Annotated in this window: 17 protein-coding genes and 2 tRNA genes; 11 read left to right on the forward strand and 8 right to left on the reverse strand. The window is 55.0% G+C overall.

Annotated elements, in window-relative coordinates; genetic code table 11:
- Positions 1 to 101: 101 nt before the first annotated feature.
- The 3 genes from AC5S16_RS20235 (at position 102) to AC5S16_RS20245 (ending at position 1,649) form a co-directional block, all read left to right on the forward strand.
- On the forward strand, positions 102 to 536 hold the full coding sequence (locus AC5S16_RS20235) for a Fur family transcriptional regulator (protein ID WP_493931927.1): 435 nt from the start codon (positions 102 to 104) through the stop codon (positions 534 to 536).
- Positions 537 to 711: 175 nt separating this feature from the next.
- Positions 712 to 1,233 carry a hypothetical protein gene (locus tag AC5S16_RS20240; protein ID WP_493931928.1) on the forward strand — a complete coding sequence of 174 codons (522 nt, stop codon included), beginning with the start codon at positions 712 to 714 and terminating at the stop codon, positions 1,231 to 1,233.
- 23 nt (positions 1,234 to 1,256) lie between these two features.
- Entirely contained in the window at positions 1,257 to 1,649 is a 393-nt protein-coding gene (locus tag AC5S16_RS20245; RefSeq protein WP_493931929.1) for a LysM peptidoglycan-binding domain-containing protein, read from the forward strand.
- 47 nt (positions 1,650 to 1,696) lie between these two features.
- Here AC5S16_RS20245 and AC5S16_RS20250 read toward each other — a convergent pair whose 3' ends face one another.
- The 3 genes from AC5S16_RS20250 to AC5S16_RS20260 all read right to left on the reverse strand — a co-directional run bounded on the left by AC5S16_RS20250 (position 1,697) and on the right by AC5S16_RS20260 (position 4,611).
- Positions 1,697 to 2,368, reverse strand: a complete 672-nt coding sequence (locus AC5S16_RS20250) for a LolA family protein (RefSeq protein WP_493931930.1) — start codon at positions 2,366 to 2,368, stop codon at positions 1,697 to 1,699.
- Between the two features lie 140 nt (positions 2,369 to 2,508).
- Entirely contained in the window at positions 2,509 to 3,057 is a 549-nt protein-coding gene (locus tag AC5S16_RS20255) for a type IV pilin protein (protein WP_493931931.1), read from the reverse strand.
- A 276-nt stretch (positions 3,058 to 3,333) separates the two neighbouring features.
- On the reverse strand, positions 3,334 to 4,611 hold the full coding sequence (locus tag AC5S16_RS20260) for a M16 family metallopeptidase (protein ID WP_493931932.1): 1,278 nt from the start codon (positions 4,609 to 4,611) through the stop codon (positions 3,334 to 3,336).
- Positions 4,612 to 4,714: 103 nt separating this feature from the next.
- Here AC5S16_RS20260 and rlmN point away from each other — a divergent pair, with 103 nt between their 5' ends.
- Positions 4,715 to 5,869, forward strand: a complete 1,155-nt coding sequence (rlmN, locus tag AC5S16_RS20265) for a dual-specificity RNA methyltransferase RlmN (protein WP_493931933.1) — start codon at positions 4,715 to 4,717, stop codon at positions 5,867 to 5,869.
- A gap of 126 nt (positions 5,870 to 5,995) precedes the next feature.
- Here rlmN and AC5S16_RS20270 read toward each other — a convergent pair whose 3' ends face one another.
- The 3 genes from AC5S16_RS20270 to AC5S16_RS20280 all read right to left on the reverse strand — a co-directional run bounded on the left by AC5S16_RS20270 (position 5,996) and on the right by AC5S16_RS20280 (position 8,479).
- A complete protein-coding gene (locus tag AC5S16_RS20270; RefSeq protein ID WP_493931934.1) occupies positions 5,996 to 7,057 on the reverse strand; it encodes a gluconeogenesis factor YvcK family protein in 1,062 nt (353 codons plus the stop codon).
- A gap of 74 nt (positions 7,058 to 7,131) precedes the next feature.
- A complete protein-coding gene (locus tag AC5S16_RS20275; protein ID WP_493931935.1) occupies positions 7,132 to 7,689 on the reverse strand; it encodes a TPR end-of-group domain-containing protein in 558 nt (185 codons plus the stop codon).
- Between the two features lie 187 nt (positions 7,690 to 7,876).
- Positions 7,877 to 8,479 (reverse strand): DUF4254 domain-containing protein, encoded by a 603-nt coding sequence (locus AC5S16_RS20280; RefSeq protein WP_493931936.1) that lies wholly within the window; start codon positions 8,477 to 8,479, stop codon positions 7,877 to 7,879.
- Between the two features lie 100 nt (positions 8,480 to 8,579).
- Between AC5S16_RS20280 and AC5S16_RS20285 the strand changes: the two genes are divergently transcribed.
- From AC5S16_RS20285 to AC5S16_RS20295, 3 genes are all read left to right on the forward strand, one after another.
- The gene (locus AC5S16_RS20285) at positions 8,580 to 8,951 is read left to right on the forward strand and encodes a hypothetical protein (RefSeq protein WP_493931937.1); all 372 of its coding nucleotides are present in this window, start codon (positions 8,580 to 8,582) and stop codon (positions 8,949 to 8,951) included.
- Positions 8,952 to 9,056: 105 nt separating this feature from the next.
- Positions 9,057 to 9,131: transfer RNA gene (locus tag AC5S16_RS20290), tRNA-Gly, on the forward strand.
- A 68-nt stretch (positions 9,132 to 9,199) separates the two neighbouring features.
- Positions 9,200 to 9,274 (forward strand) — tRNA-Cys (locus AC5S16_RS20295).
- A gap of 187 nt (positions 9,275 to 9,461) precedes the next feature.
- Here the strand turns inward: AC5S16_RS20295 and AC5S16_RS20300 are convergent.
- Positions 9,462 to 9,743, reverse strand: coding sequence for an ArsR/SmtB family transcription factor (locus AC5S16_RS20300; RefSeq protein ID WP_493931938.1), 282 nt, complete (start codon positions 9,741 to 9,743; stop codon positions 9,462 to 9,464).
- 105 nt (positions 9,744 to 9,848) lie between these two features.
- Between AC5S16_RS20300 and AC5S16_RS20305 the strand changes: the two genes are divergently transcribed.
- From AC5S16_RS20305 to AC5S16_RS20315, 3 genes are read left to right on the forward strand one after another with little or no spacing between them, the layout of a single operon-like run.
- Positions 9,849 to 13,007, forward strand: a complete 3,159-nt coding sequence (locus AC5S16_RS20305) for an efflux RND transporter permease subunit (protein WP_493931939.1) — start codon at positions 9,849 to 9,851, stop codon at positions 13,005 to 13,007.
- The gene (locus AC5S16_RS20310) at positions 13,004 to 14,257 is read left to right on the forward strand and encodes an efflux RND transporter periplasmic adaptor subunit (protein WP_493931940.1); all 1,254 of its coding nucleotides are present in this window, start codon (positions 13,004 to 13,006) and stop codon (positions 14,255 to 14,257) included. The genes AC5S16_RS20305 and AC5S16_RS20310 overlap by 4 nt, the downstream gene beginning before the upstream one ends.
- Positions 14,258 to 14,273: 16 nt before the next feature.
- Positions 14,274 to 15,725: an efflux transporter outer membrane subunit gene (locus tag AC5S16_RS20315; protein ID WP_493931941.1), complete on the forward strand. Its 1,452-nt coding sequence runs from the start codon at positions 14,274 to 14,276 to the stop codon at positions 15,723 to 15,725.
- A 60-nt stretch (positions 15,726 to 15,785) separates the two neighbouring features.
- On the opposite strand, the gene AC5S16_RS20320 is transcribed toward AC5S16_RS20315, so the two are convergent.
- Positions 15,786 to 17,171, reverse strand: coding sequence for a hypothetical protein (locus AC5S16_RS20320; RefSeq protein ID WP_493932050.1), 1,386 nt, complete (start codon positions 17,169 to 17,171; stop codon positions 15,786 to 15,788).
- A gap of 299 nt (positions 17,172 to 17,470) precedes the next feature.
- Between AC5S16_RS20320 and AC5S16_RS20325 the strand changes: the two genes are divergently transcribed.
- On the forward strand, positions 17,471 to 20,779 hold the full coding sequence (locus tag AC5S16_RS20325) for a TonB-dependent receptor (RefSeq protein ID WP_493931942.1): 3,309 nt from the start codon (positions 17,471 to 17,473) through the stop codon (positions 20,777 to 20,779).
- The last annotated feature ends 53 nt before the right edge of the window (positions 20,780 to 20,832 follow it).

The raw sequence follows: 20,832 nt of genomic DNA on the forward strand, positions 1-20,832 counted from the left end.
AGGGGAACTGGTTTTGTTACTGCCTGTCCCAACTATTTCCCTATTCCCCTTTCTCCCTCGCTTCTTTGACAAACGATAATCATTCTCGTTTAATAAAATTGATGAATGCGGTTGAAAACAGGGAGTTTCGGGATATCTGCGATCGCGCCGGCCTGGCTGTGACCCACCAACGGCAGATTCTCTTCGAAGTTCTCAAGAACATGCATGGGCATCCCAGCCCGGAAGAAGTCTATGCGCGAGTCAAGCGCAGGATTCCCTCGATATCCCTGGCAACGGTTTATAAAAACATTCGTCTTTTTCTCGAGAGCGGCATTTTTCGCGAGGTGAGTCTGCATCACGGCTCGCTGCGGATGGAAACGAACAACAAGCCGCATCATCACCTGGTGTGCACTTCCTGCAAGGCGATCATCGACATCGATGTGGATGCGCTGGGGTTATCAGAAAAAACCGGCCCGCTTCCAGGTGGGTTTCTCGCTCAGAGATATTCAGTCGACGTGCTCGGCCTCTGCCCGGAGTGCCAGCAGAAAGCTTCATAATCCTGGCTCTCACGCAGTTCGTCAGAGAGTAGCGGAAAAGCCCGCAAAATGCGGGTTTTTTCTTTTTGTAAATACAGCAAATTTCACGGCTGCGGCATATCCACCAAGTTAGACAGGGGTGTATGATTCGTGGTGCCTTACAGCGGTCACTATACAGGCGATAAAGGAGATTCCCATGGGCTTGTTATCAGGACTTGGCGATATTTTGAAGCAGTTTTCCGGGGGCAGCGCTCCCGCCAATGTGGAGCAGCATTTCGATCAGGTAGCGCAGAATGTGCCGTCATCGTCGCTTGCCAGCGGTCTGGCGGAGGCATTCCGGTCGGGCGATACTCCGCCGTTTGCGCAGATGGCATCCCAGCTCTTTGCCAATGGAAACGGCCAGCAGCAGGCCAGCATGCTGACCACGCTGCTTTCCTCAGTTGGCCCGGGTGTTCTTTCGCAATTTACGGGAGCCAATTCGGGTTCGCCCCTGGCTGCGCTGCTGCAGTCCGGTCAGACGCAGGTTACGCCCGAACAGGCCGCGCAAGTCGATCCATCGGAAGTCCAGGCGCTGGCGCAGCATGCCGAACAGCACAATCCGTCCATCATTGACCGCGTGAGCGAGGTCTATTCCGAGCACCCGACGCTGATCAAGACACTGGGCGCAGCGGCCATGGCCATTGCGGTGAAGAAGATCGCCGAGCAGCATCAGGCTTAAACACAAATCGAGGAGGATACGTTATGGCAGATTTGGAGCAATTGAAGCAGAAGTATGCCCCTGTGATCGATACCATCAGCGGCTTCGGTGATCTGGGTGCAGCGGTTCAGGGCGTCAGTCTGGACGGCGAGAAACTCTACCTGAAGGCTACGGTTCCTTCTCAGGTAGTGGCCAACCGGGTGTGGGATGCGATCAAGAAAGTTGACCCGCAATACGCTGACCTTCATCACGAAATTGTCACGTCGGGCGGCACGGACCAGCCGTATCAGATCAAGTCCGGCGACAATCTCTCCAAGATCAGCCAGCGGTTTTACGGCGCCGCCAACCACTATCCGAAGATTGCCGAAGCCAACGGCATTGCCGACGCCAATAAAATCAGCGCCGGGCAGCAGATTTCCATTCCTGTACTAAGCTAGAGCACGAAGCGAAAAGGCCCGCCCGGATGAGGCGGGCCTTTTTGTTTTTATACCGGCGACATGCCTTCAACGATGTGCGTACCTTTCGGGGCGCGAAAGAGGAAATCGTCGTCCGAGGCTGCGGCGTTTACCTGCTCGTCGCTGAAGGCGAATGTATTGATTGCACCGTCAGTCTCTTCAATGCGCATGGACTGGATGACCCCATCAGGACTGGCGGTGATGGTGAGCGATGAGACGCGCTTCTCCATGCCTTTGGGAATACCGGAGAGAGTGAAGGCGCCGTTTTCTGCGGGAGCTATCTGCAGGTTGGTCAGCTCTTTTTCAAGCTGGGTATGGCCAAGCAGGAAGCGCAACGGAGAGCGCAGGTCATCAAGTTTTTTAGCTGGTACGCGCGGGATTTCCGTGTCACCGGGCGAGTAGAAGTAGGCGTTTTGCCCATCGAGGACGAAGAGTTTGCCTTGCGGGTTTGAATAGGTCCAGCGCATCTTGCCGGGTTTTTTGAGCAGAAGGACGCCGCTTTCCTGGCGGTGCAGGCCCATTCCGTCGTATTTCTGCGAGAAGTGAACGGAGAGGGAGTGGAGCGCGTTGTAGTGCTTGTTGATGCGGGCGGCGAAGGCTTCCGGGGACGGGGATTGGGCGTGGAGCTTGAGAGGAAGAGTAATCAGAAGAAACGCAATGAGGTGAAGGGATGCCCGAACTTTACTTAGATTACTATTCACCCATTGCTCCACTTGCCTGGGAAGGGATTTGTGCTCTCCCACCCTATCGCAAAGAACGCGACAGGATGGGGCACCCATTTTTTGTGCAACTCGAATAGAAAAGCGGATCCTTCGCTACGCTCAGGACGACAGCAATTCGGTTACTGAATCGGCACAGTGCAGTTTGTTCCGCCTGCCGGGTCAGACTTGATCTCGCCAGTCATGTCAATGCAGAAGCCGCGATGTCCGGTCTTGCCAACGGATTGCGGAACCGCCGTGACTTCATAGCTGGTGTACATGTCCTGGTTGTTTACTGTCGTCTTCTGGCAGTTGACGATATTGAAGGTATAGCCCGATTTTACGCCGGAGGACAGGTCGCGCTGAAGAACCTGTGCGCTTTGCGCGCTCGGCGGGCCGGAACTGGAGTCTCCGCCCAATGCCTGCAGCGAGCAGGCAAATCCGTTGGCGGGGTAGTTGGTCTGGTACTGAATCTGCGCCTGATAGACCGTGCGCAGGGACTGGATGGCGGAGGTCTCGTTCGCCTGGCTCTTGAGGTTCAGCATGTTCGGGATGGCGATGAGCATGAGGATCAGCATGATGGAGATGACGATAAGCAGCTCCATCAAGGTAAAACCGGATTCGGGCAGTGTATGTCCCTCTTGCCGCTTGCGGCGCGAAGTCTTTCGAGTCAGCAGATCAATGATGTACATGTGTCGTTTGCTTCTTCCGTCTATCGAGAGAAATGCTAAATGAATAAGACGCAGGAAGCCAGCAAAGTGCTCATTTGCAGGTCGCAGCGTACAGGGGTGCAGTTTTTTGCGGCCTGACTGTTACCAGCTTTCCCATTCATCGCGGAAAAATCCAGGAAACTACCCCAGGTTAGCTGCGCGAACCTGGGGCACCCTTTTCGGGGCTGCCGACGCAGGAAGCAGATCCTTCGCTCCGCTCAGGATGACAACCTAATTTTTCTGCACCCTGTACTCTGCTCAACATTCCAGCTGGCTGCGTGTCAGCTTTACGCCATCCAGGCGGCCCAGCAGGGTAACGGCGACCGTTTCCGGCTGGAAGAGCTGGTTTGCCATTGCCATCACCTGGTCTTCCGAGATGGCTTCGACGCGGTCGAGAATCTCCTGCATGCCGAAGAAATGGTCAAAGTGCATCTGCTGGCGCGCCAGGTTTGACATGCGCGACATCGAGCTTTCCAACGAGAGCAGCAGGTTGCCCTTGAGCTGGTCCTTGGCGCGGCGGAGCTCGTCGGCGGGCAGCGGCTCGGTTTTGAGGCGGCGGAACTGTTCCATGACCAGGTGGATGACCTGGAGGGCGCGATCGGACGATGTTCCGGCATAGACGCAGAGCGAGCCAGTGTCACTGTATGGGTTCAGGTCGCTGTAGATCGAGTAAGCCAGACCGCGCTCTTCGCGCACGGTCTGGAAGAGACGTGAGCTCATGCCACCGCCGAGGATCGTGTTCAGAACCAGGGTGGTGTAGCGGGACTCGTCGGCAATGGGAGGAGCGGGCACGCCGAGGCAAAGCTGCACCTGTTCGAGCGCCTTCTTGTTCTTGAGAATGATGCGGGCCGCAGTCTTGGGCGGACCCTCCACTGTCAGCGATTCTCCGGAAGGCAGCGATTCGAAGCGGCGCGTGACTTGCTCGACAAAAGCATCGTGGTCGATGTTTCCTGCCGCCGAGAAGATCATGTTGCTGCCGTGAAAGCGCTGGCCGTAAAAGTTGAAGAGGGTATCGCGCTCGAAACGGCGTACTGTCTCGCGCGTGCCGAGGATGGGGCGTCCCAGCGCGTGGTCTTTCCAGAAGTTCTGCGTGAAGATTTCGTGTACGAGGAAGTCGGGGTTGTCCTCGTCCATCTTGATCTCTTCGAGAATCACGCCGCGCTCCCGCGTGATTTCATCTGTTGCGAAGACGGGGTTCAGCACCAGATCGGAAAGGATGTCGAGAGCCACAGGGACATGCTCGTCGAGCACCTTGATGTTGAAGCAGACTGTTTCTTTGCCGGTAAAAGCGTCGAGATTGCCGCCAATGGCGTCTACCTCGCGGGCGATCAGCTGCGCGGAGCGCGACTTGGTGCCTTTGAAGACCATGTGCTCGACGAAATGGGAGATCCCATTGACTTCCTGCATTTCATGGCGCGACCCGGCGCGTACCCAGACGCCCATGGCCACGGAGCGGATGTGGTCCATTTTTTCAGTGAGAATAGTCAGCCCGTTGGGCAGGGTGGTGCGGCGAATATTGCGTTCGTTGTCCATCATGTATCTGAAGTTGATGCTGCCGGGCGGTTACCAGATAGCGCTCAGGAATCGTTCTCGAGACCAGGGGGAAGTTGCGCTATGCTGTCTTGAGACGGAGCTTGTAATGATGCCGCGGGGCAGGAAAAACTCTCTCTCTATTTTAGACTCTCCGGTCCCCGCTGCGGTTCACAGTCTTTTTGGCCTTAATAATCAACAGCTTAGAGATTTAATCGGAGAATTTTCCGCTCCAGCCTACCGGGTAAAGCAGCTTTCGGATGCCCTCTACCGGCAGTGGGAGGAGGACCTTGGTGGGGTTTCGACCCTCCCAAAATCGCTGCGTGAATCGCTGATTGCGGGCGGGTATCGCGTCGGATTGCCGCAGGTTGTCGAAGCCTTCAAGTCAATCGATGGCACGGAGCGGTATCTGATTGCCACGAACGATGGCCAGACCGTCGAAACTGTCTGGATGCCGGATGGCGATGGCGGGGAAGCCGGAGACGGCTCGGAAGCAGAAGCCGATCTGCGGCGAGCCACCATTTGTGTTTCGAGCCAGATCGGCTGCGCCGTGAATTGCCAGTTCTGCCTTACGGCGAAGCTGGGCATCATCCGTAACCTGACTGTGGGCGAGATTGCCGGGCAGGTGGTCGCGGTGCTCAAGCGGCAGAAGGTCAGGATCGGGCAGGACCGCATCAACCTTGTTTTTATGGGCATGGGCGAACCCTTCCTGAATTACGACGAGTTCATGGCTGCGGTGCGCCTGCTGGTGGAAGAGGTCGGCATTCCTGAGTCGCGGATGACGGTCTCAACTTCGGGTATTGTGCCTGGGATTCTGCGCTTTGCCGAAGAAAAGATCAGGCCGAAGCTCGCGATCTCGCTCAATGCTCCGAATGATCAGGTGCGCACGGGCATCATGCCTATCACCCGCAAATGGGACATTGCGCATGTGATGCAGGCTGTGCGACAGGTGCCTTTGCGCGCGCGAGAAAAGGTCACGTTCGAGTACGTGCTGCTCGGCGGGCTGAATGACCGCCTCTCCGATGCGGATGAAGTGGGGCGGCTGCTGCGCCGGGCGAACCTGCCGCTCAAGGTAAACCTGATTGTATGGAATCCCGGTCCCGGACTGCCCTACAGCATGTCCGACCCTCAGACTGTCGAGAAGTTTCAGGGGCAGCTCAAGTTCAACGGTATCCCGGCGTATGTTCGGCGTCCGCGGGGACGGGATATTTTTGCGGCTTGCGGACAGTTGAAGCGGACTACGGAGCTGGTCAAGCTTGCTTAGTTTATTGAGAGGGCTGTCATCCTGAGCGAAGCGAAGGATCTGTTTTTTGCTGGCTATGTCGCAGATCGAGGCTGAAAAGCAGATCCTTCCCCTTCACTTCGTTCAGGGTCAGGATGACAAAGCGTTTTAACCGCGCGACTGCGCCTCAAGCGCAAGCTCCAGAACCTGAGCAGCTACGCGGTCTGCATCGTGACGGAGCACATTGCCTTCCGCAGCAAAATCGCCGGTGATGCAGCGGATGCCCATGGCTTCAATTCGCTCAATGTCAGGCTGGATAGGTTCGGCGCCTTCGGCGGCGTAGCGCTGGCGTATTTCCTCAGAAATGGCGCCGGTGTGTACCAGCGCATAGTCGAAGACTGCCTTGCCGGCATGCTCATAGATGCGCTCGATATGCTGCGATGCGGTGAGATGCAGGCTCTCATTCGCCTGCGTCATCAGGTTGCAGATATAGACGCGCACGCCGCTCGCTTTAGCCAGCGCTTCGGGAATGCCCTCGACAAGAAGATTCGTGATCACGCTGGTAAAGAGCGAGCCCGGGCCGATGGTGATGAGATCGGCGTTGGCGATGGCGTCGAGTGTTTCCGGCATCGGCTTCGCGTCCGGCGGCTCCATGGTGAGTTCGACGATGCGCTTCTTGCTGGCGGTGATATTGGTTTCTCCGCGCACGATCTCGCCATCGTCCATACGGGCGGTGAGGCTTACATTCGCCGTAGTGGCCGGATAAATATGCCCGCGCGTAGCGAGGATTTCTGCCGAGAGACGCACTGCCTCGGCGAAGTCGCCTGTCATCTCAGAAAGCGCAACGACAAAAAGATTACCGAAGCTGTGACCTTCAAGCTCCGCTCCGGAACGGAAGCGATGGCTGAAGAGGCGTGATAGCAGGTGCTCGTCCTCGGAGAGCGCGACCATGCAGTTGCGCAGGTCGCCGGGAGGAAGCACATTGAAATCCTTGCGCAGGCGACCGCTCGATCCGCCATCATCGGTGACCGTCACCACGGCGGCAAGCTTGCTGATGAGGCTGGGTAAACCGCCGGAATCCGCTCCGCTGGGCGAAGGGGCATAATGCTTCAATCCACGAAGGATCGTAGAAAGCCCGGTGCCGCCGCCCATGGCCACCACCCGCAAATCGGTCTGGCCGGTTCGCCGGATAGCAGTCTCGAGCGAAGATGCAAGTGTTGCAGACTTCATAAATGCAGCTTCAGTGGTGTGTTGAAGCCCCGCCTCATCTTACTCTGTGCAGGAACCCGGCCTGGTTAGGAAAGTTACGGTGTTTCGGGGTAGAGCAGTTCAGTGAAGCGCGGATCGTCAGCCATGTCCTGAAAATCAGAATCCGTGCGTGCCTGAATGCGGTTCTGCGCATTGAGTTCAATGGCTGTCGCCAAATGTTCCAGACATTCTTCTGCCTGGCCGGTGATGCTGTTCAAGATCGCGAGGCCGTAATGCGCATAGTCGGCGGAGAGGTCTCTCTTGAGAATGTTTTCGAGGTGATCGCGCGCGTCCTCGTAATCGCCTGTGTTTAACAGCGAGATGGCATAGTCGTACTCCTCGCCCAGCGAGGCGAAACTGCGCGTCTCCTGCTGGGTCTGGCGCTCGCAGGCGGCAAGATACACCTTAGTCCGCTCGACCAACTCAGGCGGAGCCACGGACAGGAGCTTTTCGAAGGCGGCGCGCGCCTTATCGAACTTGCCCTCCTGCATCAGTTGCACCGCGCCCTGGTACAGCTTCAGCGCCTGCTCATGTTCCTTATCAATAACCGGACGGCCCTGGCTGGCGACAGCGCGAGCGGTGCGGCGGGAGCCAGCCTGACGTGTTTCTTGCATACCGATGATCTTCCTGGTTTCCTTGAGACATGCTGCGCGCGGCATACATGCAAAAATTCCCGTTGAACTCGTTTTTATACGCAGAAGTGGGCCGCGAGTCAAATGCCTGGCGTCGTGCAATGAAGGATGAAGCCAGGTAATCCATCCATCGCGCCGCTTTCGGTTGACAGATGGGGAACAGAATCTACTATAACCGGGATTTATAAATCGCCGGGTTTAATGCAGGATCGTTGTACATCTTGAGCTGGCGATAGAGCTTGAAACGGCGCTCGCCATTGAGCGCCTGCTGCCAGAGACGATCGAGGCACGCAGCGAGATCGTTGCGCTGCTCTTCGAGGATCAGGTAGCGCTCGCGATTGCGCTCCTCGTGGCCTTGAGGCGCATCTTTGCGGCGAATCTCTTCCTCCGTGTGAAAGAGCTTGAGTGCAAGGATGGAAAGCCGGTCGATGATGAGCCCCGGGCTTTCCGAGTTCAATTCAGACTCAGGATTGGGGGGGGCTGCGGCACGCAAGTGCTCGAGCAGGAGGATGTCGCAACGTTCCGCCAGATCATTGCGCCTCTGGTTGACGCCGTCAATGGCACGCTTGACCTTGGCGATGTCACGGTCAGTCGCATCCGGAGTACGGGCCTTGTCTTCTGTGTGCCACAATTCGAAATTGGCGAGATGCTGCGCGATGACTGTATCGAGGAACTCTCCATGGCTTTCTGCCGGGAGTGCGGAAGGCTGTTGGTGCCACAATGCTGTCAGGCGGTCATGGTGCGCAACAATTTCGGTAGCGGAGAGAATCATTCTTTTGAAACAGCGTTATCAAACGAACTGGCCTGCGGTTCGCAGGTCTTTATGGTAGAACGAATTCCGGATTGAATCCATGAAGGAGGATGAGGTTGAAATGAAGTTTGCGCGGATTGTTTTCCTGATCGCAGGTATCTGGGGCTTTCTTGTTCTCACTCCACTGTACTTTCTCTTTGACACGATTGGGAAGCAAACACCTCCGCCACTTACGCACCCCGGCTTCTATTACGGATTTATTGGCGTCGGCCTTTCCTGGCAGCTGGTCTTCCTCATCATTGGTTCGAACCCGGCGCGTTATCGCCCTATCATGGTGCCTGCGATTTTTGAGAAGTTTCTCTATGGCATTGCGTTGATCGTGCTCTACGGGCAGGGACGCATCGTGCCAAAGGAGATGGCGGGCATTTTCGACCTCTTTTGGGGAGTGCTCTTCATCATCGCCTTTTGGAAAACCAGACATAGCCAGGCCTGAGCTTTTCATCTCCAGGTTGATGCACTCGACCCAATAAATCGGACGCCTGCCTTAGAGAAAGTTTGACCGCTTTTTTCCCGCCCGATATACTCATTAAGGAATCACGCGGGAGTAGCTCAGTGGTAGAGCATCGCCTTGCCAAGGCGAGGGTCGTGGGTTCAAATCCCATCTCCCGCTCCAGTCAGCCGCAGAAAATCTGAAGCTGGCTGGCTTCACGACCGCCTCCTGAAGTAAGATTTTCTGTCCAAGGCGCGGTACCCAAGTGGTAAGGGAGAGGTCTGCAAAACCTTTATGCGTCGGTTCGATCCCGACCCGCGCCTCCAAAGCTTTCATATCAAATTCAATTACTTCAGTGGGTTCATCCCGCTTGTGCCGTTTTTATATAGGCGTGTCTTTTTCTGCAAATTTAGCTGGGCGTGTCTTGACCGCATGGAACCAGCCGAGTCCGCACAGCCGAAGGCATGAAACGTTAGAGGCGCAGGGTAATGACTGTTACGCAGCTTAGCGGCGTTATCGTGTCTTCGATGTAATTGCAGTCAAATATTTCAGATATGAAGTCAGTTTTTCCGGCACAGCGCGGTAAAAGACATTCAGCCCTTCTTTGCGGGATGTGATCAGCCCCAAATCAGCCAGAACCTTGAGATGATGTGACAACGTTGCTGGCGTGATGGTGTGTTTCGCGTGAATTTCACCGCAGAACAGTTCGTCATGCCCGGAAATTTGAGTATAGATCGCTAGACGATTCGGATCGCCCAGCGCCTTTCCAATCCGTGCAACTTCATCGTCGTTCATTCTTCCCATATCAGACAGATGTACAACTCTGAATTCTGAATCCAACTATTTTGATGTGCATCGAAATAGTTGCGACCTGATGAATTGTTTTTCTGGGGGACCCACATGTGGATTGTACGGCTAGCACTGAACAGACCCTACACCTTTATTGTAGCGTCCATCCTTATTTTGATTTTAGGGGTCACTTCGATTGCCACTACGCCCACGGATATCTTCCCGAATATTGATATCCCGGTTGTCTCGGTGATCTGGTCGTATCAAGGGCTTTCCGCAAGAGAGATGGAGAAGCGCATTACGACATTCAGCGAATTCGTAATGGCGACTGTCAACGATATCAAGGCAATCGATTCGCAGACGGTAAATGGCGCTAGCGTTATCAAAATCTCCTTTCAGCCGCAAGTGCGCATTGACGCAGCCATGTCGCAAATCGGCGCTGCAGTGAATGCCATACGGTTCCGCATGCCTCCTGGAGTGAATCCACCCTGGATTCTCCGCTTTAGTGCATCTACAGTGCCTATTATTCAGCTCTCGCTGTCGAGCGACTCTCTGTCGGAGTCCGAGCTATATGACTATGGCCTCTTCCGTATTCGGCAACAGTTATCTACCGTCCCGGGGACACTTCTCCCCGCGCCGTATGGCGGCGTTGCACGGCAGATTATGGTGGACATGGACCAGAACGCCCTCCTTGCCAAAGGCGTTACACCCACGGACGTGGTCGCTGCGATCAATACGCAGAACCTTACTCTTCCTTCCGGCACAGCGAAGATCGGTACTCATGAGTACACCGTCAGCACAAATTCAAGTCCAGTAGACGCCCTTACGTTAAACGATGTGCCAGTCAAGACCGTCAATGGTTCGCTCGTCTATATGCGCGACATTGCCCATGTAAGAGATGGTTGGGCAGTACAGCAAAATGCTTCCCGCGCAGACGGCAAACCCAATGTCCTGCTTTCGGTCATGAAGACCGGATCCGTTTCGACTCTGGATATTGTGGATCAGATTAAGAACGATGTGCTGCCTGCATCCCGTGCTGCTGCGCCAAAAGGGTTGAAAATCGCAGAACTGTTCGACCAATCCCTATTCGTACGCGCATCCATTGAAGGCGTTCTGCGAGAAGGAATCATTGCTGCATGTTTGACCGCACTGATGATCCTGCTCTTTCTGGGAAGCTGGAGAAGCACGCTTATCATCGCAGTCTCTATTCCTCTCTCAATTCTGACCTCCATCATTGTGCTCAGCGCTATGGGACAGACCATGAATACCATGACGCTGGGCGGGCTCGCTCTCGCTATCGGCATTCTGGTGGATGACGCGACTGTCACGATCGAGAATATTCACCGTCACATGGGTTCGCAGCCGCTCAAAGAGGCAGTGCTCATCGGGGCTTCAGAGATTGCAACTCCAACCTTCGTTTCTACGCTCACCATCTGCATTGTGTTTGTGTCGGTTGTGTTTCTTACAGGACCGGCCAAATATCTCTTTACGCCAATGGCTCTGGCCGTTGTCTTTGCCATGCTGGCTTCTTATCTGCTGTCCAGGACTCTGGTCCCGGTGATGGTGAATTATCTGCTGGGAGCGGAACACTCCTTCGAAGGTCACTCCGACTCTTCCGCATTCGAGGAGCGCTCGTTCTTTGGGCGCATCAATCACCGATTCAACGAAGGATTCGCCTGGGTTCAGCATCGCTACACCGATGCGTTGCGAAGCGTTCTGCGCCATCGCAGAGCAGCGTTGATTGCTTCCATTGCATTCATGGCAACAGCCTTTGTGCTGCTGCCCTTTGTTGGCAGAGACTTCTTTCCCGCAGTTGATTCAGGTCAGATCCGGCTACATGTACGGGCTGAACCCGGAACCCGCATTGAAACGACCAAGGTGATCTTCAGCCAGGTAGAAGACCAGATAAGGCACATTATTCCGGCGAATGAAGTGGAACTGATCATCGACAACATCGGGCTCAGTCCTGAAACCTTCAACTACGCTTTCGGAGATGGAGCGACGATCAGCAGCGCAGACGGAGAAATCCTTATTGCGCTGAATGAAAAGCACCATGGCCCAGCTGATCGTTACGTCAAGCAAATGCGCTCGGAGCTGCAGAAACAGTTTCCGAATCTGACTTTCTTTTTCCAGCCGGCAGACATTGTCACGCAGATCCTCAACTTCGGTCTCCCTGCTCCGATTGATGTTCAAGTGCAGGGATATGATCCGGCGAACTACGACATTGCACGCCATCTGCGCGAGCGCCTGGCGAGCATTCCGGGCACTGTCGATGTTCACATGCATCAGGTCGTCAGCGCGCCTGATCTGCATCTGGACATCGACCGGGTGCGCGCGGCGCAGTTCGGTCTCACTCAGCAGGACGTAGCAAACAGCATCTACATCTCTCTCAGTTCCAGCAGCGCGGTGCAGCCGAATTTCTGGCTTGATCCGAAGATGGGGATGACGTACATGGTTGCAGCCCAGACGCCACAGTACCGCGTCGATTCGATCAACGCGCTGCAGAATACTCCGATCCCTCTTCGTACCGCGAACAACAGGAGCGAACTACTCGGAAACATGGCGACCCTTACACCTGCTGTTCTGCCGGTAGTCGTAAATCACCATAACGTTGCACCGGTATTCGACATCCTCGCAAATACCGAGGATAGTGACCTCGGTTCGGTAGCGGCCAAAATCAACCGTGTCCTCAAGGAAGAGGAGAAGCAGCTACCGGCAGGGACGAAGATTGTTTTGCGCGGGCAGGTGGAAAGCATGAACGAGGCATTCAATCGTCTCGGCCTGGGACTGGCCTTCGCGGCGATACTGGTCTACCTCCTGATGGTCGTCAACTATCAGAGCTGGCGCGATCCTTTCATCATTATCTGTGCGCTCCCCGGAGCCTTTACAGGCATCGTTTGGGCGCTTTACCTGACACAAACGACCTTCAATGTCCCCAGCCTGATGGGAGCCATTATGTCGACCGGTGTGGCGACAGCGAACTCGATTCTTCTGGTGACCTTCGCCAATGAGCGCCGCGCAGAAGGCGTCTCTGCCGTTGAAGCAGCGGTCACCGCGGGCTATACGCGCTTGCGGCCGATTATCATGACAGCCTTTGCCATGATCGTTGGCATGTTGCCGATGGCGCTTGGTCTGGGTGAAGGCGGCGAACAGAATGCCCCGCTCGCTCGCGCCGTAATTGGCGGTCTTGGCGTCGCTACCTTTGCCACGCTTTTCTTTGTTCCTTTGATGTTCACCTTGATTCACGGAAAGAAACAGGAGGCTCTATGAAGCAGGAGATCGAGACCATATCGGCCGAGCAGAAGGTGAAGGGCGCTATTGGGATCAGGACTAAATTGACCGCAGCAGCTGCACTGCTGATTGTTCTTGCTGCTGTGGGTGCGGTTCCAAGGCTGGCCCGCCAACGTGAGGCGCTTGCTGCGATGAACGAATCGCCTGTCACACATCCTGTCGTGTCGCTCATTCACCCGCAGACGGGCGCACCCACATCGACGTTGCTTCTTCCCGGAAACATCGAGCCGCTCTATAGCGCGTCTATTTTCGCGCGCACGGAGGGCTATATCGACCGCCGAAACGTCGACATTGGCTCAACTGTGAAGGCAGACCAGGTTCTCGCTATCATTTCATCGCCTGAAGTGGATCAACAGTTGCTTCAAGCGCGCGCTACGCTGGCACAATCCGAAGCTGCGTTGAAGCAGGCCAATGCATCCTTGCAGCAGGCAAAAGCGAATGCAGAACTTGCCCGGCTTACGAAGGAACGTGATTTGCCTCTGGGGCAGCAGCAGGCCATTTCACAGCAGATTGTCGACGAGGCAGTTCAGGCCTATGATGCGCGCGTAGCGGACACCGCAGCAGCCGAAGCAAACATCACGGCCGCGCAGGCGAATGTTACCGCGAACCGGGCCAATGTGGCGCGTCTCGAACAGTTGCAAGGCTTTGAACGGGTGGTTGCACCCTTTGATGGAATCATCACTGCCCGCAATGTGGAGCGCGGAGACCTTGTGACCACCGGCAACACCACCGCCAGCAAACCACTTTTCACCATTGCTCAAAGCGGAACACTTCGCATCCAGATTGATGTGCCTCAATCGGAAGCAGTCAAGGTCCAGAACGGCGAGAAGACCGTTGTTACTGTGAAGGAACACATGGATCGCGAATACGTTGGTACGGTAGTCCGTAGTGCCAACGCTCTCGATAACGCGGCCCGCACAATGTTGACTGAAGTCCAGGTTGACAACAGAGACGGATCGCTTCTCCCGGGTATGTATGCGCAAGTGAGATTCACTCTTGCCCAACAGCGCCTCTCACTCATCATTCCAACAAGCTCTCTCGTGATTGATTCCACAGGTATGCATGTTCTTACTGTGGAGGACAGTCACAAAATCCACTTTGTGCCTGTAGTGATCGGTCACGATATGGGGACGCAGGTTGAGGTTCTCAGTGGACTTCACGCCTCAGACGCGCTCGTGGCAAGCCCGAACGACCTTCTGCACGAAGGCCAGGACGTTCAGGTGCGGTAAGGGGAAAGGTTCGATCATGTTTCCAATTCCAGTTGTCAAGCGGGCTACGATGCGTGTCGCCGGCATACTATCTCTGGTTGCTATGCTGGGAATCGCCGGCTGCACTGTTGGTCCGAACTATAAGAGGCCCGCAGTAGATATCCCGGCGAACTATCATCAGGCACAGGCTCCTGACATTGCCGCTATGACATCCACCTCAATTGGGGATGAGCAGTGGTCTGCAATCTTCCAGGACTCCATTCTGCAGAAACTCATTCAGGAGGCGTTGGCCAACAATCTCGATCTGCACATTGCGGCCCAGCGGGTGCTTGAGGCGCAGGCTCAGGTGGGTGTAACGCGCTCGCAGCAATTCCCATCAGTAAGCGGAGGCGGGAGCTACAGCGCACTGCAGATTCCTCAATCTCTGGCAGGCAACAACAGCAACGGAACACCCGCTAACTCTTTCTTCAATGGCGGCGGGCCAAGCGCGTCAGCGGCGTGGAATCTTGACTTCTGGGGATTGTATCGGCGCCAGACGGAGGCGTCGCGGGCTGAGCTTCTGGCCAGCGAATGGGGACAGCGCACAACCCGAACTACCCTGATCCAGAGCGTTGCTGAGGCATACTTCCAACTGCGCAGCCTGGATGCACAGTTGGCAATTACGGAAAATACCATCAAAGCACGAACCGACTCACTGAAACTTACGCAGGCTCTCGCACAGCACGGCGCAGGCTCACTGGCTGACGTTCGTCAGGCAGAAGAGCTGCTCCATGCAGCGCAGGCAAATCTGCCAGAACTGCGGCGTCAAATCGTCGTGGAAGAGAACGCCATCAGCACACTTCTCGGTCATAGCCCGGGAAGCGTCGACCGTGGCCTGCCAATTGAACAACAGCCGCATCCGCAGGAGGTTCCTGTCGGAATACCATCGCAGCTGCTTGAAAGACGGCCCGACATTCAACAGGCTGAGGCGAAGCTTATTGCTGCCAATGCCCGCATTGGAGTAGCTCGTGCGCAATACTTTCCGCAGATTTCCCTTACCAGCATGGGAGGAGCTGCGAGCAACCAGCTCAGTGCGATCTTTAATGGAGCTAATTCGTATTGGTATGCGGCTGGTTCCGTTACCGAGCCGATCTTCGATGGTGGACGCATCCGCAGCAACTATCGATTGAGCAAAGCACAACAGCAGGAGATGGTGTTTACCTATCAGAAGGCAATACTGAGCGCTCTGCAGGATGTTTCAAACTCGCTTGTATCTTACAAACAGACCCGGGAGCGACGGCAGGAGCAGTTCGAACAAGTGCGGTCCGCTGCTGATGCTGTGCGGCTCGCGAGGCTTCGCTATGCCGGCGGCAATACCAGCTATCTTGAAGTTCTTACCACGGACACGGATCTTTACGCCGCACAACTGCTTCTGTCTCAGGCTCAACAGCAGGAAGCAAATTCACTCGTACAACTTTACGCTGCGCTGGGCGGAGGCTGGCAGCAATAATACATGCTGATTCCGGGTAATATCTGCAAACGCTAAATCGAGCTAAATAAGTGTAATTCCTTATCTCGTGAAGCCGGTTCTCTCAAGAATCACATGCGGAGTGGATGCGTTTGTGGCGACATTTCCGGCACCTACCAGCACTTCAAATGGCTGTAATGTGCCATTTGCGGCCTTCGCATCTTGAAGAATAGGGGCCATGAGCGTTCGATCCAGCAGAAACGAGGTCGCAGCCTGAGTGCCAGCCGTATTCAAGCCCGCGACGATCAGGACGTGACCGGTCGACGTGAGATTCGGCAGGAATGCGATGAGCCCATAGGTATCGTCATCCCCGCTGTTTACATAGATTTCCTTTTCTCCAGAACGAGGATGCGCGTTAAAGATAACCTGACGCCTTTCAGGGCCACAGTCAAAACAAAACCGAAAGGGCATCTGTTGCTGGAATAATTCGATCCATGGATTGGATTCGTCCGCGCCGATAAGGACAGCATTTCCGGTGCGCAGATCGTCCATGCGCAGGTCGCGGGCATAGCGCACCATCATTCTTTCCGGAATGACCTCTTTCATCTGCGCCACGTGTGCGACAAAATCCAGATCGACGACGCTGGTAAAGCGCCGCCCTCCAAGCAGGAAGAGTCTTGCGCCGCCGGGCATTGCGTTAAGGTCGGCGCTTACACGGTAGCGGCCGTTGACATAGTCCGCCAGTGGCAAGGGGCGAGGTGTAAGCCCCTGCATGACGACTAGCCCATCGTCGCTGGGAACAAGAAACGTATCACGGTCGCTGCTGAAGATCTGGCTCCACAGACGATGTGCAAGAGCATCGGAATGCGAGAAGGCGGGCTTCCGCATCACCAGGAGAAGTGATGCGCCGAGACCGATGAGAACACCGAGCCCAAGAGCAAGCCACATTCCCGAAGTCAGCTGAAAGCTTCGTGGCTGGACTGGTGGTGGTTCGGGTAACGGCTCGGGCAGAGGCTTCAGCCCATCGGGCGTATCTTCTATTGATTTATCTTGTGCTGATTTATCTTGCGGTTCTGATTCGGGCTCGAAGAAGACAGGGCGATACCCTCCGCGTGGAATCGTAAGGCGGAGCTTTTCCTGCTGGCCTTCTCCGGCGAAATATTCATCTACCCGCTTCCGAAGATTCCTGGCGTAGCTGCGGACAATGTTGTCTTCATTGGAGTCATAACCTTCGGGTCGTCCGAAGACCAGAACTCCGATCTGCTGCTCAGTGATGTCGTCTATGCGCTCACTAAGTTCGCGGTCAACGATGTACAGCAGAAAATCCTGCTGCAGCCGTGATCGGCTCAGACCTTCACTTGATGCAATTCTTTGCGCAAGCTGCCATCGTGGATCATTCGCATGCGCACGGCAGTCTATCAGCGCATCCCGTCGCAACCTCGGAGAAGCCCCGGCAGCAACCTTCTCTGATGACTCCAGGATTGGCATGTTACGTAATAAATCTCGCTCTGCTTTTCTAAAAGTTTAGTGAGGTTCTATGAATGCTCAATGAATGACCGTGTACGGACGTGTGTTTTGACCAACTCACCCGTGTATGCGGGCTCCCATGAGATACAAAACTACAGCCTGATTTGCCACCAGATACGACGATCACAAGGTAAGACGATCACTTCTCACGAAGAAACCCCTACCGCACGAGTCAGCATTCTCCAATACTCGGGGAAGTTGAAACCCCAGCGCTGAATCATGTTCGTCGTGCAATTCACGATTAAAAAACAGGAGAAGTGATGAAAGGTTTATTAGAGGAGATGCCGAATCGATTCCGGGAAAAGTACGGGAGCACCGGAATCCTGTTCATAAAGCGATGTGTTCTTGTTGCCAGCCTGCTACTTGCATTCATACTTGTTCCGTGCTCCTTTGGCCAGGGACTTACCGGATCGATTTCAGGAACCATTACCGATTCGAGCGGAGCGCCGATTTCCGGGGCAACGGTTACCGTACGCCAGGTGGATACGAACGCGATCCGAACGATCGCGACATCGGACGCCGGCACCTACAAGGTCACCCAGCTGGTTCCCGGAGTCTACAGCGTTCGCGTCGAAAAGGACGGCTTCAAGGTTTTCGAACAGGAAAATATTACGCTGGCAATCGATCAGGTAGCGCAGATCGACGCCAGGCTGGACGTTGGTTCCGCAACACAGACCGTCAACGTTACTGCTGAAGGGCCTGTACTCCAGACGGAAAACTCTTCTGTCGGCCTGGTTGTTGACAGCCCGACGATTCAGAATACGCCTCTCAATGGTCACCTCAGCATTCTGGGACTGCTGAATCTTGTTCCCGGAGTGCAGGATGTGGCGGCCCAGGACCAGGTTCCCGTTCGCGGTGTCACCCTGGCATTCGGGACGAATCAGCGAAACTCATACGGCGATGTGGGCTTTACCTTTGACGGTGTTTCTAATATGGAGGTCATGCTGCAGCGCGGCGAAGGCGAGGTGCCGCCATTGGATACGCTGTCTCAATTCAAAGTCATCACCAATGGAGCTCCCGCTGAGTTCAACCAGCCGAACCAGGTCATCATCGTCAGCCAGGGAGGAGCCAACCAGCTTCACGGTGAAGTGCTGGAGTTCAATCGCGGAAAAGGAACTTCCGCCAAACAATATTTTGGCGCCTCACAGCCTCGACCTCCTTACGAACGCAATGAATATGGTGGGAACATCTCGGGTCCGATCTATATTCCGAAACTTTATAACGGCAAAGACCGCTCGTTTTTTGCTTTCGGTTATGAAGGATTCCATCTGACACAGTCAGTCAGCCTCAATAGCCAGCAGCCTACAGCCCTGATGCGCCAGGGAAACTTTACGGAATTCAGCACTCCGATCATCAATCCCGCTACAGGCCAGCCTTTTCCGGGAAACATCATTCCGCAGAACATGTTCAACCAGGTCGACGTGCAGCTCCAGAACCTGCTTTATCCTTCGCCAACGGCGCCTGGAACTGGCGTGAATACTTTCGAACTGGTTCCTCATACTACAGATGTCAACCGCTACTTCTTCCGCATCGATCACAAGATCAACGACAACAATCAAATTCGCTTCTCGTTTCTGCGAGCGCTGTATGGACCTTTCTCGGATGTAGCGTCACCAGGCTCCGGTTCCAGCAAGGCAGGCGGCGTTGCCCGCGATGGCGAGCACAACACCATCTTCGTTCTTGGCTGGACGCACACGTTTTCTCCTACGATGCTGCTTGACGCCTACGTTTCCTATCTTCACCTGCCGCTCTATCGCGATGCACAGAACTATAAGACCGACTTTTCCGCAATCATTCCCGGCCTGGGGCCACAGCTGCTCGAAGGCGCTCCTCAGTTGACGATCACCAACATTACGCCGGTTGGAGAAGCTGGATCGAAAAACCTTGAACAGACCTATCAGGCAAACGTGGCGCTCACCAAGGTCCTGTCGAAACACACGATCAAGACAGGCTTCTCTTACCTTTATGACAATGGCTGGCAGGACAATGCGCAGACCCCGGCACGCGGCGCCTACAACTTTAACGGGCGTTACACCGGCAATCCATACGCTGACTTCCTGCTCGGGTATCCGAATTCGACGGGCAATGCTACGCCGGGCGACTTCGTCACGCGATATCTGTCCAGCCAATACGGGATGTATGTCCAGGATGACTATAAGCCGATTCCAAAGCTGACCCTGAACTATGGCATTCGCTATGATCTGCAATGGTTCGGTGAAAATCCCTACGATGCGGCCTCGCTTTTTGTTCCGAGCGTCGGCAAGGTGGTTGTTTTCGCGAAGTCTTATCCAGCGGCTACGATTCCCGCATACATTCCGGACACGGTGCTAGCGCCTCAGGTCGGGCTTCCGGCGAGCCTATATGGTTATCTGGGGCAGGCAACAACGAATGTCGCTCCACGGTTTGGTTTTGCCTACCAGGCATTTCCAAATACAGTGATCCGTGGCGCGGCCGGGCTCTTCTATAACCTGATGCCCTCCTCTTATATTGATGGCGCATTCGGAAATCTTCCTTTCGTGAGCTCCATCAGCTACTCGCAGCCGGCTGGTTCGATTCCGCAGATCACCATGAACGCTCCTTTTGCGGGCGCAGGAGCTTACGGAGCGAATCCGTCGGTTATTGCACAACACTCCACGACGACGCCATATACCGAACAGTACAACCTTGCTATTGAGCACCAGTTCGGAAAAGGCCTGGACATGCGTATCGGTTACGTCGGCCAGAGGACGATTCACCAGAACAATTTTGGCGGCCCCGGGAACACGCAAAGGGACATCAATCTTCCTTCACCTGCGCCGGGTGTGGTACAAACGCGCCGGCCCTTCCAGCCCTTTTCGACGATCTCGGAAAACTTCGGTCCGATCTTCCATACAACAGGGAATTCACTGCAGATCGGCGTTCACAAACAATACAGCCACGGTTTCATGATCAATGCTGAGTATCAGTGGATTCGTGTACTTGGGGTTGAGAATTTCCAGAACCCGGCAAACATTGGGGACTCTTACGGCAACATCTCCAACATCACTCCGCAGACGCTCGAAGTGAGTTATGCATATGCGCTGCCGTTCGGCAGGGGACAGATGCTCTTTCATGATTCAGGCACACTTGTGGACAAGATCATCGGTGGATGGCAGATAGCAGGAATCACCTCATTCCAGACCGGACAGCCGTTTTCTGTTACCTATACTGCTCCTGGAAGTCCTGTCGGACTGGTCAGCGGGCGCGCCAATCGAGTGCCTGGAGTCCCGCTCTATCCGAGCCATAAGACATTGAATGAATGGTTCAACCCGGCAGCATTCACAGCGCCACCAAACTTCACTTACGGAACTTCGGGGTACAACATGCTCTGGGGGCCGTATTACCAGAACTGGGATATGAACCTGATGAAGAACATCGGCTGGAAGGAAAGATATAACCTCCAGATTCGCGCCGATGCCTTCAATGTCTTCAACCATCCCGACTTCGGTGTGCCCAGCGCTGCTGTGAGCAACCCTTCGTCCATCGGCAAAATTACATCGCAGGTCAACGAAAACCGCACCATGGAGTTCGCTGCGAAGTTCAGCTTCTGAAGCTTTCTCGAAAAAATATCTCTCCAACCGTCAGAGCCAGGTGAGCGGCTCTG

The organism is Acidobacterium sp. FHG110202_01 (assembly GCF_059115305.1).

Coding starts and splice junctions, on each gene's coding strand:
- AC5S16_RS20235 (WP_493931927.1), top strand. CDS start 102: ATGAATGCGGTTGAAAACAGGGAGTTTCGGGATATCTGCGATCGCGCC.
- AC5S16_RS20240 (WP_493931928.1), top strand. CDS start 712: ATGGGCTTGTTATCAGGACTTGGCGATATTTTGAAGCAGTTTTCCGGG.
- AC5S16_RS20245 (WP_493931929.1), top strand. CDS start 1,257: ATGGCAGATTTGGAGCAATTGAAGCAGAAGTATGCCCCTGTGATCGAT.
- AC5S16_RS20255 (WP_493931931.1), bottom strand. CDS start 3,057: ATGTACATCATTGATCTGCTGACTCGAAAGACTTCGCGCCGCAAGCGG.
- AC5S16_RS20260 (WP_493931932.1), bottom strand. CDS start 4,611: ATGATGGACAACGAACGCAATATTCGCCGCACCACCCTGCCCAACGGG.
- rlmN (WP_493931933.1), top strand. CDS start 4,715: ATGATGCCGCGGGGCAGGAAAAACTCTCTCTCTATTTTAGACTCTCCG.
- AC5S16_RS20270 (WP_493931934.1), bottom strand. CDS start 7,057: ATGAAGTCTGCAACACTTGCATCTTCGCTCGAGACTGCTATCCGGCGA.
- AC5S16_RS20275 (WP_493931935.1), bottom strand. CDS start 7,689: ATGCAAGAAACACGTCAGGCTGGCTCCCGCCGCACCGCTCGCGCTGTC.
- AC5S16_RS20280 (WP_493931936.1), bottom strand. CDS start 8,479: ATGATTCTCTCCGCTACCGAAATTGTTGCGCACCATGACCGCCTGACA.
- AC5S16_RS20285 (WP_493931937.1), top strand. CDS start 8,580: ATGAAGTTTGCGCGGATTGTTTTCCTGATCGCAGGTATCTGGGGCTTT.
- AC5S16_RS20300 (WP_493931938.1), bottom strand. CDS start 9,743: ATGAACGACGATGAAGTTGCACGGATTGGAAAGGCGCTGGGCGATCCG.
- AC5S16_RS20305 (WP_493931939.1), top strand. CDS start 9,849: ATGTGGATTGTACGGCTAGCACTGAACAGACCCTACACCTTTATTGTA.
- AC5S16_RS20310 (WP_493931940.1), top strand. CDS start 13,004: ATGAAGCAGGAGATCGAGACCATATCGGCCGAGCAGAAGGTGAAGGGC.
- AC5S16_RS20315 (WP_493931941.1), top strand. CDS start 14,274: ATGTTTCCAATTCCAGTTGTCAAGCGGGCTACGATGCGTGTCGCCGGC.
- AC5S16_RS20320 (WP_493932050.1), bottom strand. CDS start 17,171: ATGCCAATCCTGGAGTCATCAGAGAAGGTTGCTGCCGGGGCTTCTCCG.
- AC5S16_RS20325 (WP_493931942.1), top strand. CDS start 17,471: ATGAAAGGTTTATTAGAGGAGATGCCGAATCGATTCCGGGAAAAGTAC.